The organism is Ochrobactrum sp. A-1, assembly GCF_022488005.1.
In the GTDB taxonomy this organism is placed as follows: Bacteria; Pseudomonadota; Alphaproteobacteria; order Rhizobiales; family Rhizobiaceae; genus Brucella.
Genome location: NZ_JAKVQC010000003.1, coordinates 475279 through 491411, shown reverse-complemented (window position 1 = coordinate 491411; position 16133 = coordinate 475279). Strand labels below are relative to the sequence as shown.

Here is a 16133-nt window from a genome sequence, read left to right as displayed (position 1 = left end):
AATGCTGGTTCTAATGCCAGAACATCGCCCAAAAGCCTCCATCAGCAAAATCCACTCACCGGACGCTCACATTGCTGCATAGTCCAGTTCACGTTCTTCCAGTTTGGTCGCTGCATCTGAATAGATGCGCCTCATGAAATTGACTTCTTCAAGCGTATATATACGGCTCGCTTCATTAAAGAACGGCATAGCTAGCCTCCCTCCAGTGCTGAACCAAAGTAAAAGCCGTTGCATCGTTAATTCGTTTGATAATGGTTAATGCATAAAAGCGCAGAAAGTTTCTCAGAATATGCGGAGACCATATTGGACCGGTCGCCTATTCATTTCGATCTTTGCCGCTATATCCCACGAATAATCCGCGAGACACGTCATTGATAGCTCTGGCCGCCTCAACAGCTGACCATCCTGATTTTTCAGCATCTTCAATGAGGTCAACGACGCGCAAAGCGATCGCATTCTGGCAATCAATGTTACGGTCAGGATACTTTCCCTCGCATGCGGGGCCGGAAATTTTTCTGGACCGATTGGGCATGACAACCTCCCTCATTATCATCTGAAGGTAGGGCATTATTTACGAGGTTGTAGTGGCGTCTAAAACAAACGTGCCTGCTCTTCTTTATTGTCATTGCTCGGTGTGAGGTCGATCAGATCAGCATCCGGCAGAGGCTTCTGCATGTCCTTGGCTTCAGTCCATGGAGCGCGTAGCCAGGTATCGATTTCTTCCGTGGTGCGGAGAATGACCGGCATTGCCTTCGGATGAATTGGCTTCACCACTGCGTTTGCCTCGGTGGTGAGGAACGCAAAGATATCGGCCTCAACCGGACCTTCCTTTTTCTTTCGTACACCCCTCCATTTCGTCCAGATGCCAGCGAATGCGAACAGCGGCTTCTCTTCATTAAGAGCGAACCAGTGAATGGGTAGTCTACCAGTTTTGGGATCACGGATTACACCGTATTCGGAAAACGACGAGGCTGGCACGACGCACCGGTGTTCGACACCAAACCACGGCCGCCAGTGTGAAGATTTCAAATTTCGTACGTTCGTTACGCCAATATCGACTTCTGATTTCAGTTTACCAGGAGGCGTCGGCATGCCCCATCGGAGCATTGCCAGTTCTGGTTCGTCGCCTTTGATATTTCGCAATACCGGGGCTGGATAGTCGGGGTACACGTCAAGTTGAGGATCAACCCGGTTTGTCACATCACCGAACTTCGGAAATAGACGGCGCATGGCCTCATGTGTCGTGGTGATATTATACAAATTGCACATGCGCTCTACCTCACCAGCTTATCATTCGTCCGCACGCACCTGAGCGTGTGAAATTAGTCCGAAGATGAAGGTCCCTCCAACAACATTTCCGAACAACGTTGGAAGGCCGAATTTAAAGAAGCTGTCAAATGGTGAAACCTCCCCAATAATAAGAAGGAACATCACCTCTATTGAGCCAACGACGATGTGCGTTAAATCACCGATCGCAATTAGGTAGGTGATGAGGAATATAAGCGCTATGTGCCCTTGCTTGGTACTATGCAGCATCCAGACCAATGTCGCTATAAGCCAACCTGACATTATGCCCTTGCTAAACAACTCATTGCTGGTGTTGGCCATGAGATGTTTTCCCATATCGACAAATGTTTTCGTTACTTCAGCTGAAAAAATAGGCATGGAGGCCATAACGTAAGCTGCAATGGCACCTCCAACTAAATTGCCAAAGAGCACGATTGCCCAGAGCCTTATCATCTTTAGAAAGTGAGATAGTGTTGGCTCCGCCATGAACGGCAGAACCGGCGTGATAGTATTTTCAGTAAACAGTTGCTGATTAGCGATGATAACGATGATGAACCCGACGGTATATCCTGCTGAGCTAACCAGAAAGAATAGATTGCCGTCTGGAAGATAAGTCTCCAGAATGCCTCGGGCGATCATCGACGTGCTCATTGAGATACCGCCCGCGATGGCCGACCAAAGCAGCGCCATTGCTTCGCGATTTATCTCCTTTTCCCCATCTCGCCGGATCAACTCGTGTATTGCTGCTGATTTCGATGGGAGAACTTCTTTTAGTCCATCCGCCGTTGGTTCAGTTTCTTCCGGATTGGACATAGCGATCCTCTCACTGTTTTGGGTCGCAGATAGCGCGTCGCATCTGTTTGTCGAGATAAGGCACTTGATAGAAGGGGCAGTTTCGTCAGCAGTGGGCCGCAGAAATGAACGCGAAAGTCATTCCGGCTGTGGCTTTCATTCCCGCCGTCCAGTTGGTTGCTTTCAATCTGACTATGATGCGAAGCTGCGGTGGTTAGGCCGGAACGCATCTCATGTTGTGGCTGATCAATTTAGGATCTTGCTATGCGAATTGTTGATATCAGAGAAAGGTCAATAGACCTCAGCCGTTTCGCGGATCGGACCATTCATCAGTCTCGGCTAACGACGAGTATTGTCGCTGTCGTGACTGACGTATTACGTAACGGCATCCCTATCGTCGGATATGGTTTCGGTTCTGTCGGTCGGTTCGCTCAATCAGGATTGATCAGAGAACGGTTTGCTCCTCGCTTGCTTGCAGCCAATACTGATCAACTCTCCAATACCGCAAACGATAATATCGATCCGTTTCGCGCTTGGAAGCTTATGATGACTGACGAAAAGGCAGGCGGCCATGGTGAGCGCTGCGTTGCGGTCGGAGCACTAGACATGGCAATATGGGATGCCGCGGCAAAAATCGAAGACGTTCCGCTGTTTAGGCTTCTCGCCAAAACATTAGGCAATGATTCAGATACTGAAACTCAAATTAAATGTTATGCTGCCGGCGGATATCCTTATCCGATCGAAGACAATTTTTCATTGCGTACCGAAATGCGCAAGATTGTTGACCGAGGCTTCACGCATGCGAAAATCAAGATCGGTAAAGGTGAAATATCGGAAGACTTGCGGCGGATTGAGGTAGCTGCAAGAGAACTGCCATATGGCAATTCCAACTTGGCTGTGGACGCAATGAATGCCTATAGCCACGAAAGTGCAATGCAGGCCGCTACCGCGCTCTCGAAAAAAGAATTGTGGTGGTTCGAAGATATCTGCGATCCATTGGACTTCGAAACCCAATCTTATGTTGCCGAAATTTATGCGCCGCCGGTTGCTGCTGGCGAAGCATTATTCTCTCTCCCAGAGGCCAAACTGTTGGCGCGTCACGGTGGTTTAAGGCCCGATCACGACGTTTTAGTGTTTGATCCAGTTCACTGTTACGGCCTGCCTGTCTATCTCGAAATTGTCGACCATTACGTCAAGCAAGGATGGTCGAGAAAGGCATTTTGGCCGCATGGGGGGCATCAATTTTGTCAGCACGTAGTGGCTGCGCTAGGCCTCGGAGGCGCAGAGGTGAACCTTACCAGCTTTCAGCCGCTTTGTGGACTTGCGGACGATACCGTTGTGGCGGATGGCCGGATCAATATGTCTGATCGGCCTGGCATTGGATTTGAGCATCGGAACGAATTGCGCCAATTGTTTCACACCTTACTGGAAACGGGATAAGTACCATTCGCGATGGCGGATGGCGCCGACGGTTGGAAGGGCCGTCATTATCTATGCCGTCCAGCTAATGCATCCTCACCTTCCTGCTTGTGAGCACGACAAAGCCAAAGCTGGCCGTTCGACAATTTATAGCCAAAGGTTCCCCATTCCTTGCAGCCTTCGGCATCGCACCAGTGTTCGAACAGCTTTCCAGCCTTAGCTACGTGTGCGTTGTCGTTCTTGTATCCCGCCATTTATCACCTCGGCATTTTCGTAATTCCAAATTGCGCATAGCCTTTTGTCGTGCAGACCTTGCAGCGCATGCGCCTGTGTAGGTCGACAAACCAAGTATGCGTTCCGTATTTGCGTAGAAGCATCTCTCTATCGACTGCGCCGATGTGCCCGCATTGGCAACAGAACCCGTAGAGCTCATACCATTTGAACAGGTCCATGATCCGGGTCGATACCGGCATTTCGGTCAGGTAGGGTGGACGCTGTTTCATCGGTCAAAGTACGTCTCCCACGGCTTGGATTTCTTGTCTGTCGGGTCGTAGGGTACGCCGCCATATAGCTGGATGAACTCTTGCTGGCCTTCCTTGGTTGGGAATTTCACAATCGAGAAGTAACGGCCTTTATGATTTACGCAGCCATGCAAGGGATAAGCGCCGAGCCGGTGTTCGTCCGCAATCACTTCCAAAAGCCTTATGCGCAGTTCATCAGTCAGGAACAGCACGACCTGAAACGGGTATTCCTTATTAATGAGCGTCTTCGGCGGTTCACCACGCGATCTTCCGCTCATTTCACGAACACCGTTGGTTTCCAGCCTCGCGCAAAGCCCATCGACATAGCCAGACTGGCGTACTCGATCTCTTTGACGAGAAAATCCCGGTCCTTAAGCAGTGATTCTATCGCAGCCCGCACATCGCCCTTGTGGTAGGCGAGAACCAATTCAATTTCGTCGTCATATTCATTTCCCTGCGCAACTGCATTCATTGTTCTGCTCCAGCGAAGCAGACACACACGCCACCAAGCATGCCTGTTAGGTTATCGGGCCGCATTCCGATGTTCCTAAAATGTTCTCATCTGAAATGGGAGTCAACAGAGATTCGAAACCATATTGATTCGATCACGGTGAGATGCGTTGGATCGGTCTGAAAAGGTGAGGGAACAGAAACGGGATTGTTAAACAGAATCAATGCCGCGTTTTGGGTCTTTAGGTGAGGGGATTGTTGAAGCGCATTCAAGCAATAAGCGATTGTTTTAAATCGCTAAATAGTCTCAAAAAGTGAGAATATTTGGTGCCCCCAGAGAGACTCGAACTCCCGACCCCCTGATTACAAATCAGGTGCTCTACCAACTGAGCTATAAGGGCACTTGCGCCCGATTAGCACAAATGCGGCGCGTGTAAAACGAAAATTCATCGCATGCAGGTCATGGCAACCGGGTTTTTCATGTGATAGCCAATAGCTGGTTGGGGAAACAGTGGCAAACTTGTCAGAGTTGGGCCAGATTCGGGACTGTAAATATGGAAGATAAATCGCTCGCGCTTCATTTTCTGTCATCGGGAACCGAAGAATCACTTGTCGCCCAGAAAGAGCTTGTCGCTCGATATGGCCATGTGGCTGCCGAAGATGCCGATATCATCGTCGCGCTTGGCGGCGATGGAACCATGCTGCAGGCGCTTCGCGACTTCATGAACAGCGGTACTCCGATCTATGGCATGAATCGCGGCTCTGTCGGCTTCCTTATGAACGAGTTCAGCGTCGATGATCTGCCGAAGCGCATTCTTGCCGCCCAAATGGAAACTATTCGCCCGCTTGTCATGGTCGCAGAAACTGAATCAGGACAATCTTTCGAGGCTTTGGCCATCAACGAAGTTTCCCTTTTCCGCCAGTCCTATCAGGCCGCCAAGATCCGGATAACGATTGACGGCAAGGTGCGGTTGAACGAACTCGTTTGCGACGGCGTTATGGTCGCGACGCCTGCGGGTTCCACTGCCTATAATCTTTCGGCGCAAGGCCCCATTCTGCCGCTTGAAGCGCCGCTTCTGGCGTTGACCCCGGTAAGCCCCTTCCGTCCGCGCCGCTGGGGCGGTGCGCTTCTGCCAAAGCACGTGACCGTTCGCATGGATTTGCTGGAAACCGAAAAACGCCCGGTCAATGCGGTCGCTGACAATAACGAGGTCAAGTCGGTGAAGTCTGTAACCGTGCGGGAGGCGCCGAACAGTCAGGTCGCCATCCTTTTTGACCGAAATCATTCCTGGGACGAGCGCATCCTGACAGAACAGTTCAGGCATTAGTTTTGGCAGATAAGTGGCGCACCGGTTCAGCTACGCAAATGCTCTTTAGCTTTTGATAATTTGAATAAATTTGTTCAAGTTCCGCATTGATTTCGATTGTTGCAGCACAATCGAAGCAATTTGATATCTTTCGATGGTATTTTAGTTGACTTTTGCACGCTGTGGACGTACGCGATGCTGCAAGAAAACGCATAATGCGTTGCAGACGCCTTATTCTGCCTTGGTTCCTGCGCCCGATGACGCGGCTGCAATGACAGGATGGGTGGAAATCATTTCCAAACCAGAGAGCTGCGCCTCCATTGACGACATTTGCCGAACTCGGTCTTTCCCCGAAAGTGCTCGCTGCTGTAGAAGCGGCGGGATATTCTGCGCCCACACCTATTCAGGCAGGAGCCATTCCTCCAGCCCTTGAACGCAAGGACGTTCTCGGTATCGCGCAGACGGGAACCGGAAAGACTGCGTCTTTCGTGCTTCCGATGCTCACGCTTCTGGAAAAGGGCCGGGCGCGGGCGCGCATGCCGCGTACCCTCATTCTGGAGCCAACCCGCGAACTCGCAGCGCAGGTCGAGGAAAATTTCGTCAAGTACGGTGTGAACCATCGGTTGAACGTGGCCCTTTTGATTGGCGGCGTGTCGTTCGATGAACAGGAACGCAAGCTGGAACGTGGTGCCGATGTTCTCATCGCAACGCCCGGTCGCCTGCTCGATCATTTCGAACGCGGCAAGCTGCTCCTGACTGGTGTTGAAATTCTCGTCATCGACGAGGCAGACCGTATGCTCGACATGGGATTCATCCCCGACATTGAGCGCATCTGCAAGCTCATTCCGTTTACGCGTCAGACGCTTTTCTTCTCGGCCACCATGCCGCCGGAAATCACGAAACTGACCGAACAGTTCCTGCATTCGCCAACGCGCATCGAAGTCGCAAAAGCTTCCTCCACGGCCAAAACCGTGACCCAGCGTCTGGTGAAATCCAGCAAGAAGGATTGGGACAAGCGCGCGGTTCTGCGCGATCTCATCCGTGCGGAAGGCGACACGCTCAAGAACGCGATTATTTTTTGTAATCGTAAGAAAGACGTATCCGAACTGTTCCGCTCGCTGACGCGACACGAGTTCAATGCCGGTGCTTTGCATGGCGATATGGATCAGCGCGCGCGCATGACCATGCTGGCAAACTTCAAGGAAGGCAAGCTGCAGTTGCTGGTAGCGTCCGATGTTGCTGCACGCGGTCTCGACATTCCCGATGTGAGCCACGTTTTCAATTTCGACATTCCGATTCATTCGGAAGATTATGTTCACCGCATTGGCCGTACCGGTCGCGCTGGACGTTCCGGCAAGGCATTCACGATCGTGACGCCCTCCGATACGAAGTATCTCGCAGCTATCGAGAATATGATCGGGGAAAAGATCGAATGGCTCGACGGTGATCTGTCGACGCTGCCTGCCGTTGACGAGGCAGACGATCAGCGCAAGGGCAAGAATGCTCGCGGCAAAGGCAAGGATGCCAAGGGCAAGGACAAGCCAAAAGACAAGCCGAAGGCAAAGCCTGTCGAAGTTCTCGATCCTGCCGAACAGCCGCAGCCAGTCATCGAATCCAGCGAGCGCCGCGATGCGATCCGCGCTTCCAATGATGAGCGCCGCGGCAAGCCGCAGCATGAGCAGAAGCGTCGCCGTGATCGTGACGATGACGGCCCGACGCCTGTAGGTTTCGGCAACGATATTCCTGCTTTCATGTTGATTCCAACGGGAATCTGACGGAAGCAGTAGGGAAACGGATCAATCGGCTGCAGGCTAGCGCTTCGCAGCCGATTTCTTTTTTGGCTTTGTTTTCTCGCTCCGCAGGGCTGCATCATAGGCAAGGCGCGCCCAGTGCGTCATTACTTCCGGATCGTCGAAAGCTTCGCTTGGCACACTCCAGTAAGGCATGGCAATTGGATCGCCACCCTTACGACCTTCATAGGTCCATTGGGTGGCGCCTGCTTCGATGAAATCCGGGATTGTTACTTCGTCAGCTTTCAAGAGCAACTCGTCGCGGACGACGAGTGCAAAGATCTGGCCCTGGTGATAAATGCCCTTGCCGCCAAACATGCGGCGGATGCTGATGGGTCCGAAGTCCTGCAACAAATCGCGAAGAGCTTCGTCATCCATCGGCGAACACCTTGTCCTGGATCAGGCTGCACCTTGCATCTGGCGAAGGCTTTCCGGCGAAGCGGCTTTGATCTCGACGGATTCGCCGCAACCGCATGCGGACGTCTGGTTTGGATTGTTGAAGACAAAACCCGTGCGTAAGGTCGTCACTTCGAAATCCATCTGGGTGCCGAGCAGGAACAGAACGGCTTCAGGCGCGATAAAGACTTTCGCGTCATCTTTTTCGATCACATCGTCGCCTGCTTTAGCTTCGGTGACGAGATCGATAGTATATTCCATCCCTGCGCAACCGCCTTTTTTTACACCCACCCGGATACCAAGAGCGCCGTCCCGTGATGCGATGATCTCGCGAACGCGATCAGCTGCCTTGTCAGTTAGCGTCATGACTGCGAAACGGCCCATTTTCTCTCTTCCGGTATCGTGCTGGAATATGGACGAAGAATCGTCCAATCATGTCGCAACAGGCTGAGTTTCCTCTGCGTCTGCCACGTTTTCACTATAGTTAGTGTTGTAACATCATTACTGCAATACACCAAATCGGGAGCGCCACTGAAGCGTTCCACAATAAGTTTGCTAGGAAGAGGAGAAGCGAATGTCGAATGACCGGATGAAACCTCTGATGCTGGCTGCTGTGATCGGCATTCTGGGCACGGGGCTGGCAGGCTTTTCGGCCGGAATTGCTCTGGCGCAAAATCCGCCGAAGGCCGCGCCCGAAGAAACACCCAGAAACGTTGAAGAGAAGCACGATAAAGCTGCCAAGCCGGTTGAGGAAACGAAACCTTCCGAGCAGACGCAGGATGCAGCCGGAGGTGTGACGGTCCCGGACTATCGTGATGATCGCTCCACACCGCAGGCGCTGATCGAATCCTATTACAATGCAATCAATCGCAAGGAATATACCCGAGCCTATGGCTATTATTCCGAGGAGGGGCGGGAGCCCGACTTCAACACCTTTGTAAAGGGCTATGAGAACACCAAGAGTGTAAAGGTCGCGCTGCGCAAGACTGATCCGGACCCCGGCGCTGGCCAGATCTACTGGAGCCAGCCGCTGGCCATCGAATCTGAAACGACGGATGGCAAAAAGGAAGTCTTTACAGGCTGCTACACGATTCATCTCACAAATCCCGGCATGCAGGAAGAACCGCCTTTCAAGCCGATGCAGATTATGACGGGATCGTTGACCAAGTCGCCGCTGGAGCTGGAAAAGAGCGTTCCGGAGACTTGCGAAGCGCCATAAAAAGAATTGGCGGGTTGGCTCTTGACCTTACCACGATGGGAAGCCCCATCTTATGGTCAGTCCTACAAGGAGTGACTGAGTTGATGAAGTTTTCCATTCCCAAGATGAAGTGCGGCGGTTGTGCCGATAACATCACCGTCGCGCTGCGCAAGCTTGATGCAACGGCACCAATCGAAATCGATCTCGACAGGAAAGAGGTCGAATTCGGCGGCAATGTTTCGCAGGACGCCGTTCTTTCCGCACTGGCTGCAGCCGGTTATCCGGCATCGAACGCTCAATAATGTGATTTCAAGGGCGCTTGTTTCAAAGTGCTGCGAACGATAGAGCCCATCCCGAAAAGCGTAAAACGGTTTCGGGCAGGCCTTGTGTCAAAACAGACACCGAGATGCCGGGAAGCGGAAGCTTTCCGGCATTTCCATATCCAGATGCTGGTAACAAGAAGCGGGTATCAGTGAGCATAAATGCCGCAAATGCTGTGTTTCATTGACTGGACCCGCGATTTTTGCCACATCAACGGCAAATCTCGTTTATGGTGCTCCTTGTACGTCAAGAAAGACGCGCGGGCTCCAATGGCATGAAACATCGCATTCCGCGACAAGGAAGGGTTTAGGGCTATGGCAGCCGATTTCCAGGATCTTCGCACAAAGATGGTCGACAACCAGATCCGCACGACGGACGTAACCGATCTGGCGGTTATCGATGCTTTCCTGACCGTCCCGCGCGAGGCTTTCGTTCCCGCCGCCCGTCAGGTTCTGGCCTATATCGACGAAGACCAGCTTCTTGAAAGCGAAGGCAAGCAGCAGCGCTACATCATGGAACCTTCGCCTTTCGCCAAGCTCGTGCAGCTTGCGCGCATCAAGAATACCGACGTGGTTCTCGATGTCGGCTGCGGTACCGGATATTCGGCAGCCATCCTTTCCAGGCTCTCTGGTTCGGTGATCGGTCTGGAAAGTGATTCCGTATTGTCGGCTGCTGCGACGGCCCGTCTCGCTGAATTGGGCTATGACAATGTTGTGATCGTTTCAGGTGAACTGCAGGCAGGCTATCCGTCCGAAGCACCCTATGATGTGATCGTCATTGAGGGCGCCGTCGATTTCGTTCCGGACGCGCTTCTCGGCCAGTTGAAGGATGGCGGACGCTTGGTCGCCGTCGAGGGCCGCGGGAATGCTGGCGTTGCGCGGATTTATGTTAAAGAAAATGGTGTTGCATCGGGACGCGGTGTGTTCAACACTGCGGTTCGTCCGCTGCCGGGATTCGAGCGCGTTGCGCAGTTCGAATTTTAATTTTAGCGGATGATACAATTCTGCAACGCTGCGGAATTTGTTTGTGCAAGCTCTGGCGGGGGCAATAGAAATAACCGAATTTAGAGGTTATTAGGATTTGCCCGAACCGATCGGTTCGATAGTTGGATTCGTTTGTTCTTAATATGAGGTACCCGGTGTTCAAAACGTGCAAAGGACTGGTAGCGGCCGCAGCATTGTTGTCTGGCACCATTTTAACGGGGCAGGCGGCGTTCTCGGAGACGTTAACCGGCGCTCTCGTGAAGGCCTACAAGAACAATGCTAACCTGAACTACTCCCGCGCTGGCGTCCGCGTTACGGATGAAGGCGTGGCCATCGCCAAGTCGGGTTATCGTCCGCAGATTACCGGTTCTTACAACGTAGGGCATGGCAAGACACCTTCAAGTCGGGGGTATCGTACGACGGGCACGTTCGGCATCGAGCTGAACCAGATGTTGTTCGATGGGTTTCAAACCAAGAACAATGTTGCCGCCGCAGAAACGCAGGTCTTCGCCCAGCGTGAAAACCTCCGCAACGAAGAGCAGAACCGACTCTACGAGGCGGTAACCGCTTATATGGATGTCTACCAGTCTCGCCAGATCGCGGTTCTGCGTGAGCGTAACCTCGCAGCCCTGAATGAACAGGTTCGTGCTGCTCGCGCTCGCCTCGATGTGGGTGAGGGTACCCGTACGGATGTTGCACAAGCAGATGCCAGCCGTTCCACCGCAGTTGCTGCGCTGAATTCTGCTCGCGCTGACGTCAAATCGGCAGAAGCAACCTATGTGCAGGTGATCGGCGTTCAGCCGGACAAGCTTGCAACTGCAGCGGCAGCAAAGAACCTGCCGAGCTCACCTAATCAGGCCTTCTCTATTGCGACGGCCGGGCATCCAGGCATTCTCGCCACGCAGTACGCCGTCAATGCCGCTGGATATAACGTGAAGGCCAAGGAAGGCGCATTGCTTCCGTCCGTCGGTCTCACAGCAAGCGCTAGCCGCCTCGATACTTATTCCGGTGAAGGCGGTTCGCAGACAGACGGCAACTCGGCTTCGATCGGCGTTGGCGTCAGCATTCCGATCTATACTGGCGGTCGCACGTCGGCTCAGGTTCGTCAGTCCAAGGAACAACTCGGTCAGGCCCGCATCGAAGTCGACGTCGTCCGCGATCAGGTTCGTCAGGCAATCGGATCGGCTTGGTCGCAGCTCGAAGCTGCCCGCGCGTCGGTCAAGGCAAATCGCGACGGTATTTCCGCTGCACAGCTTGCTCTCGATGGCGTCATCGAAGAGCGCAAGGTTGGACAGCGCACGACACTCGACGTCTTGAATGCACAGAACGATCTCATCACGGCGCAGATCGCTCTGGTCGAATCCGAACGTAACGTCGTTGTTGCCAGCTACGCTCTTCTGAATGCCACCGGTCGCATGACCGCCAGCCAGATGGGCTTGCAGGTTGCCGAGTACAAGCCGGAAGAGCATTACAAGGCCGTCAAGGACAAGTGGTTCGGCCTGCGCACGCCGGACGGTCGTTGATTGTTCGCCGTTGTATGAGACTTGAAAAGGCACCTTCGGGTGCCTTTTATTTTGCCGTCGATTCGACACTTGTTGGCACTGCCAATTCTTAACAAATCCATAAAGCTGTGAGTTTGAACCGTTGCACCTTGGCCGGGGATTCTCAAACGGGGGATCGTCCGCTACCCTTAATCCATTGATTCTCTGTCTTTTGCAGACAATGTCGCAATACAGGAAAGCGGATAGTAGCCATGGCACAGACATCCAGCGCAGCACGTGAACCGTCGATGGAAGAGATTCTCGCTTCCATTCGCAGGATCATTGAAGATAGCGATGTCACCCGCCAGCCAGCACCGGTCGCGGCGGCATCTCCAGTTCGTGGAGAGGTTGCGGAATTCCGTCGCCCAGTCACCGAGCAGCCCGTTGCCCAGCCTGAAAAGCCAGCAATGATGCGCAATGTGTTCCAGGAAGAGCCGATATTGCGCGGCCCCATCAGCGAGCCGTCACAGGTAGCGCCTGAACCGGAAATCGAAGCCGATGACGAGGACGAAGTCATCCTGGATGCCGGGAACGACGATCATTCCCATGCCAAGGCTACTTCACTCCTGGAGCAGTCAGATGAGGCGGATGTATCGCTGGATGAAGTCGACCTTTCGGTCGAAGCCGGGATTGCTGAAGCAGTTGACGAACTGCTTGAACCTGAACTTGATGCAGACATGGAACTGGAACCTGCTGCCGCCGAGTCGGAGGCTTCGGTTCAGTCCGAGGCTGCAGCGCCGATTGCGGAGCCCGTTGCAAACATGCAGCCTGCTGCCCATATGTTGTCCCAGATCGCCGAACGTCAGGTCGCAGCGGCATTTCAGGACTTGAATCATGCAGTTCGGGCCGAACCGCGCCGTTCGTTTGACGATATCGCAGCGGAACTTTTGCGCCCGATGTTGCAGGACTGGCTCGACAATAATCTGCCGACGCTTGTTGAGCGATTAGTTCGGGAAGAAATCGAGCGCGTGGTTCGCGGCGAACGATAAGCGGCATAAACCGATCTGTTGAAATGTTACCCGTCTGTGCAACAGGCGGGTTTTCACTTTTAAAGTGGCCGCAGGGGGCACAATCACTTTTAAAGTGATTTGTCAGCTGTTAGTTGCTATTGAGCCTTCAATCCATTCATCGCGCATAAAGACCGGATAATTCCATGCTTGAGAAGACCTATGACGCCGCGGCGATAGAGCCGAAAATTGCTGAACGCTGGGAAGAAGCGGGTGCATTCAAGGCAGGTGCGGGCGCGAAGCCGGGAGCTGATCCGTTCGCTGTGGTCATTCCGCCGCCGAACGTTACCGGATCGCTGCATATGGGCCACGCGCTTAACAACACGATTCAGGACATCATGGTTCGCTTCGAGCGCATGCGCGGCAAGAACGTGCTGTGGCAGCCGGGCATGGACCATGCGGGCATTGCAACGCAGATGGTTGTCGAGCGCCAGCTGGCTGAACGGCAGGAACCAAACCGTCATGCCATGGGCCGCGAGAAGTTCATCGAACGGATCTGGCAGTGGAAGGCCGAATCCGGCGGCATGATTTCCAACCAGCTCCGCCGTCTTGGTGCCTCGTGCGACTGGTCGCGCGAGCGCTTTACCATGGACGAAGGGCTGTCGCGCGCGGTTCTGGAAGTTTTCGTTTCGCTCTACAAGCAGAATCTCATCTATCGCGACAAGCGCTTGGTCAACTGGGACCCGAAGTTGCTGACGGCGATTTCCGACATCGAGGTCGAGTCGCGTGAAACGAAAGGCCATCTCTGGCATTTCCGTTATCCGCTTGAGAATGTGCCGTTCGATCCGGAAAACCCGCATACCTATATCGTCGTTGCGACGACCCGTCCGGAAACCATGCTGGGCGATACGGGTGTTGCGGTCAATCCCAAGGATGAACGCTACCACGCTCTGGTTGGAAATGACGTCGTGCTGCCGCTTGTCGGTCGTCATATTCCAATTGTTGCCGACGATTATGCTGATCCGGAAGCCGGTTCCGGCGCCGTCAAGATCACGCCTGCGCATGACTTCAACGATTTCGAGGTCGGCAAGCGCAATGATCTGCGCGCCATCAATATTCTGACGCCTGCGGCGGCAGTTATCCTCAAGGACAATAATGATTTCCTCGAAGGTCTCCAGCTGACGCCGGAGCTCAAGGCGCTTATCGCCGAGCTGGACGGTCAGGATCGCTTTGCTGTTCGCAAGCGCATCGTCGAATTGATGGACGAACGAGGCTACTTGGAAAAGATCGAGGATCATACGCATGCCGTTCCGCATGGTGATCGCGGCGGCGTTCCGATCGAACCTTATCTGACCGACCAGTGGTACGTAAACGCTGCCGAACTTGCCAAGCCTGCGATGGCGGCTGTTCGCGACGGCACCACGCAGATCGTCCCGAAGAATTGGGAAAAGACATATTTCGACTGGATGGAAAACATTCAGCCGTGGTGCGTCTCGCGTCAGCTCTGGTGGGGACACCAGATTCCGGCCTGGTACGGCCCAGACGGCAAATGCTTCGTCGAGAAGAGCGAAGAGGAAGCAAAGGCTTCCGCACGCGCTCACTATGGCGAAGATGTTGTACTGGAGCGTGATACCGACGTTCTGGACACATGGTTCTCATCGGCACTATGGCCGTTTTCGACGCTCGGCTGGCCGGACAAGACGCCGGAACTCGCAACCTATTATCCAACCAGCGTTCTGGTTACGGGGTTCGACATTCTGTTCTTCTGGGTTGCCCGCATGATGATGATGGGCCTCCATTTCATGAAGGAGATCCCGTTCCACACGGTCTACCTGCATGCTCTGGTTCGCGACAAGCACGGCGCGAAAATGTCGAAGTCGAAAGGCAATGTCATCGATCCGCTGGAGCTGATGGATGAATATGGTGCCGACGCGCTACGGTTCACCCTTGCAATCATGGCTGCTCAGGGCCGTGACGTTAAGCTCGATCCGGCGCGTATTGCGGGCTATCGCAATTTTGGCACCAAGCTCTGGAACGCGACGCGCTTTGCCCAGATGAACGGCGTGAAGCTCGACGCCGGTTTCAAGCCGGAAAATGCCAAGCTTGCCGTCAATCGCTGGATTCTGACGGAGCTGACCAAGGCAACGCACACTGTTACGGAAGGCATCGACGCCTATCGCTTCAACGAAGCTGCAGGCGCTGCCTATCGCTTTGTCTGGAACCAGTTCTGCGACTGGTATCTGGAACTTTTGAAGCCGATTTTCATGGGCGACGATGAAGCTGCGAAGGCTGAAGCTCAAGCTACGGCAGCCTATTGCCTCGATCAGATCTACAAGCTCCTGCATCCCTTCATGCCTTTCATGACGGAAGAGCTCTGGACCTTGACCGCGGGCGAGGGGCTGAAGCGCGATACGGTGCTGGCGCTTGCAGCCTGGCCGGAACTATCATTCGAGGACGAGGAAGCAGCGGCGGATATCAATTGGCTGGTTGATCTCGTCACCGGAATTCGTTCGGTTCGTGCAGAAATGAACGTTCCAGCAGGCGCTATTGCCCCGGTCGTTGTTCTGGATGCCAATGCGGCAAGCGTTGATCGTTTTGCTCGTCACGACGCAGCGATCAAGCGTCTTGCACGCGTCGAGAGTGTTTCGTTTGAAGCACAGGCGCCCAAGGGTTCGGCACAGATGCTGCTCGGCGAGGCGACGATCTGCATTCCGCTCGGCAATCTGATCGACCTCAAGGCTGAAGCTGCACGCCTCGCCAAGGAAGCTGGCAAGATTGCCGCCGAAATGGACCGTATCGAGAAGAAGCTCTCCAACGAGAAATTTGTTGCGAATGCGCGCGAAGAAGTCGTTGAAGCAGAGCGCGAGCGGCTGGTTGAGCTGAAGGAAGCCGCGCAGCGAGTGGCGACAGCAGAGTCACGCATCCGTGATGCAGGCTGAATTGACCTAACGTAAGAAAACGATTCTCGTTCGAATCAGACACCCGGCAGTGCATTTCGCTGCCGGGTGTTTTTCTACGCGATAGGTGAATTTCGGAGCGTTTCAACCGTCGGAACAGTTGATCGAACTGCTGTGTCGATTGTTTTTGAGCAATGTTGCGCTTTCGCAACAAGGCGAAAAAGCGGCCGAAAATTGGCCGATTTACGCATATTTTGCCGTGTGCTCAACCCATTTTAGCTTAT

General features: G+C 53.7%; 17 protein-coding genes and 1 tRNA gene. 9 read left to right on the top strand and 9 right to left on the bottom strand.

Going from position 1 to position 16133, the window contains the following annotated elements; translation table 11 throughout:
• Window positions 1-66: 66 nt before the first annotated feature.
• The 4 genes from MKS82_RS29500 to MKS82_RS04085 form a co-directional block, all read right to left on the bottom strand.
• The gene (locus MKS82_RS29500) at window positions 67-189 is read right to left on the bottom strand and encodes a hypothetical protein (protein WP_276313243.1); all 123 of its coding nucleotides are present in this window, start codon (window positions 187-189) and stop codon (window positions 67-69) included.
• Between the two features lie 127 nt (window positions 190-316).
• Entirely contained in the window at window positions 317-532 is a 216-nt protein-coding gene (locus MKS82_RS04095; RefSeq protein WP_235969192.1) for a hypothetical protein, read from the bottom strand.
• Window positions 533-591: 59 nt separating this feature from the next.
• Window positions 592-1269: an SOS response-associated peptidase gene (locus tag MKS82_RS04090; RefSeq protein WP_109988219.1), complete on the bottom strand. Its 678-nt coding sequence runs from the start codon at window positions 1267-1269 to the stop codon at window positions 592-594.
• Window positions 1270-1290: 21 nt separating this feature from the next.
• On the bottom strand, window positions 1291-2100 hold the full coding sequence (locus MKS82_RS04085) for a formate/nitrite transporter family protein (RefSeq protein WP_109988218.1): 810 nt from the start codon (window positions 2098-2100) through the stop codon (window positions 1291-1293).
• A 243-nt stretch (window positions 2101-2343) separates the two neighbouring features.
• Here MKS82_RS04085 and MKS82_RS04080 point away from each other — a divergent pair, with 243 nt between their 5' ends.
• On the top strand, window positions 2344-3519 hold the full coding sequence (locus tag MKS82_RS04080; RefSeq protein ID WP_109988217.1) for an enolase C-terminal domain-like protein: 1176 nt from the start codon (window positions 2344-2346) through the stop codon (window positions 3517-3519).
• A 478-nt stretch (window positions 3520-3997) separates the two neighbouring features.
• On the opposite strand, the gene MKS82_RS04075 is transcribed toward MKS82_RS04080, so the two are convergent.
• The 3 genes from MKS82_RS04075 to MKS82_RS04065 form a co-directional block, all read right to left on the bottom strand.
• On the bottom strand, window positions 3998-4297 hold the full coding sequence (locus tag MKS82_RS04075; RefSeq protein ID WP_109988215.1) for a hypothetical protein: 300 nt from the start codon (window positions 4295-4297) through the stop codon (window positions 3998-4000).
• Window positions 4294-4491: a CUE domain-containing protein gene (locus MKS82_RS04070; protein ID WP_109988214.1), complete on the bottom strand. Its 198-nt coding sequence runs from the start codon at window positions 4489-4491 to the stop codon at window positions 4294-4296. Before MKS82_RS04070 ends, MKS82_RS04075 begins: the two co-directional genes overlap by 4 nt.
• Before the next feature lie 303 nt (window positions 4492-4794).
• A tRNA-Thr gene (locus tag MKS82_RS04065) sits at window positions 4795-4870 on the bottom strand.
• Between the two features lie 153 nt (window positions 4871-5023).
• On the opposite strand from MKS82_RS04065, the gene MKS82_RS04060 reads away from it, so the two are divergent.
• Both MKS82_RS04060 and MKS82_RS04055 read left to right on the top strand, forming a co-directional pair.
• Window positions 5024-5797 carry an NAD kinase gene (locus tag MKS82_RS04060; RefSeq protein ID WP_109988213.1) on the top strand — a complete coding sequence of 258 codons (774 nt, stop codon included), beginning with the start codon at window positions 5024-5026 and terminating at the stop codon, window positions 5795-5797.
• A 299-nt stretch (window positions 5798-6096) separates the two neighbouring features.
• Window positions 6097-7551, top strand: coding sequence for a DEAD/DEAH box helicase (locus tag MKS82_RS04055; RefSeq protein WP_176037299.1), 1455 nt, complete (start codon window positions 6097-6099; stop codon window positions 7549-7551).
• A 36-nt stretch (window positions 7552-7587) separates the two neighbouring features.
• On the opposite strand, the gene MKS82_RS04050 is transcribed toward MKS82_RS04055, so the two are convergent.
• Window positions 7588-7944, bottom strand: a complete 357-nt coding sequence (locus MKS82_RS04050; RefSeq protein ID WP_109988211.1) for a TfoX/Sxy family protein — start codon at window positions 7942-7944, stop codon at window positions 7588-7590.
• A 21-nt stretch (window positions 7945-7965) separates the two neighbouring features.
• On the bottom strand, window positions 7966-8346 hold the full coding sequence (gene sufA, locus MKS82_RS04045; RefSeq protein WP_109988210.1) for a Fe-S cluster assembly scaffold SufA: 381 nt from the start codon (window positions 8344-8346) through the stop codon (window positions 7966-7968).
• 190 nt (window positions 8347-8536) lie between these two features.
• Here sufA and MKS82_RS04040 point away from each other — a divergent pair, with 190 nt between their 5' ends.
• The 6 genes from MKS82_RS04040 (at window position 8537) to MKS82_RS04015 (ending at window position 15891) form a co-directional block, all read left to right on the top strand.
• Entirely contained in the window at window positions 8537-9181 is a 645-nt protein-coding gene (locus MKS82_RS04040; protein WP_109988209.1) for a hypothetical protein, read from the top strand.
• An 80-nt stretch (window positions 9182-9261) separates the two neighbouring features.
• Window positions 9262-9462 (top strand): heavy-metal-associated domain-containing protein, encoded by a 201-nt coding sequence (locus MKS82_RS04035; protein WP_109988208.1) that lies wholly within the window; start codon window positions 9262-9264, stop codon window positions 9460-9462.
• 333 nt (window positions 9463-9795) lie between these two features.
• Window positions 9796-10464, top strand: coding sequence for a protein-L-isoaspartate O-methyltransferase family protein (locus tag MKS82_RS04030; RefSeq protein WP_109988207.1), 669 nt, complete (start codon window positions 9796-9798; stop codon window positions 10462-10464).
• 143 nt (window positions 10465-10607) lie between these two features.
• Window positions 10608-11987, top strand: coding sequence for a TolC family outer membrane protein (locus MKS82_RS04025; protein WP_061346376.1), 1380 nt, complete (start codon window positions 10608-10610; stop codon window positions 11985-11987).
• Between the two features lie 230 nt (window positions 11988-12217).
• Window positions 12218-12994 (top strand): PopZ family protein, encoded by a 777-nt coding sequence (locus MKS82_RS04020; protein ID WP_109988206.1) that lies wholly within the window; start codon window positions 12218-12220, stop codon window positions 12992-12994.
• Window positions 12995-13158: 164 nt separating this feature from the next.
• Window positions 13159-15891 (top strand): valine--tRNA ligase, encoded by a 2733-nt coding sequence (locus MKS82_RS04015; protein WP_109988205.1) that lies wholly within the window; start codon window positions 13159-13161, stop codon window positions 15889-15891.
• Window positions 15892-16133 lie beyond the last annotated feature (242 nt).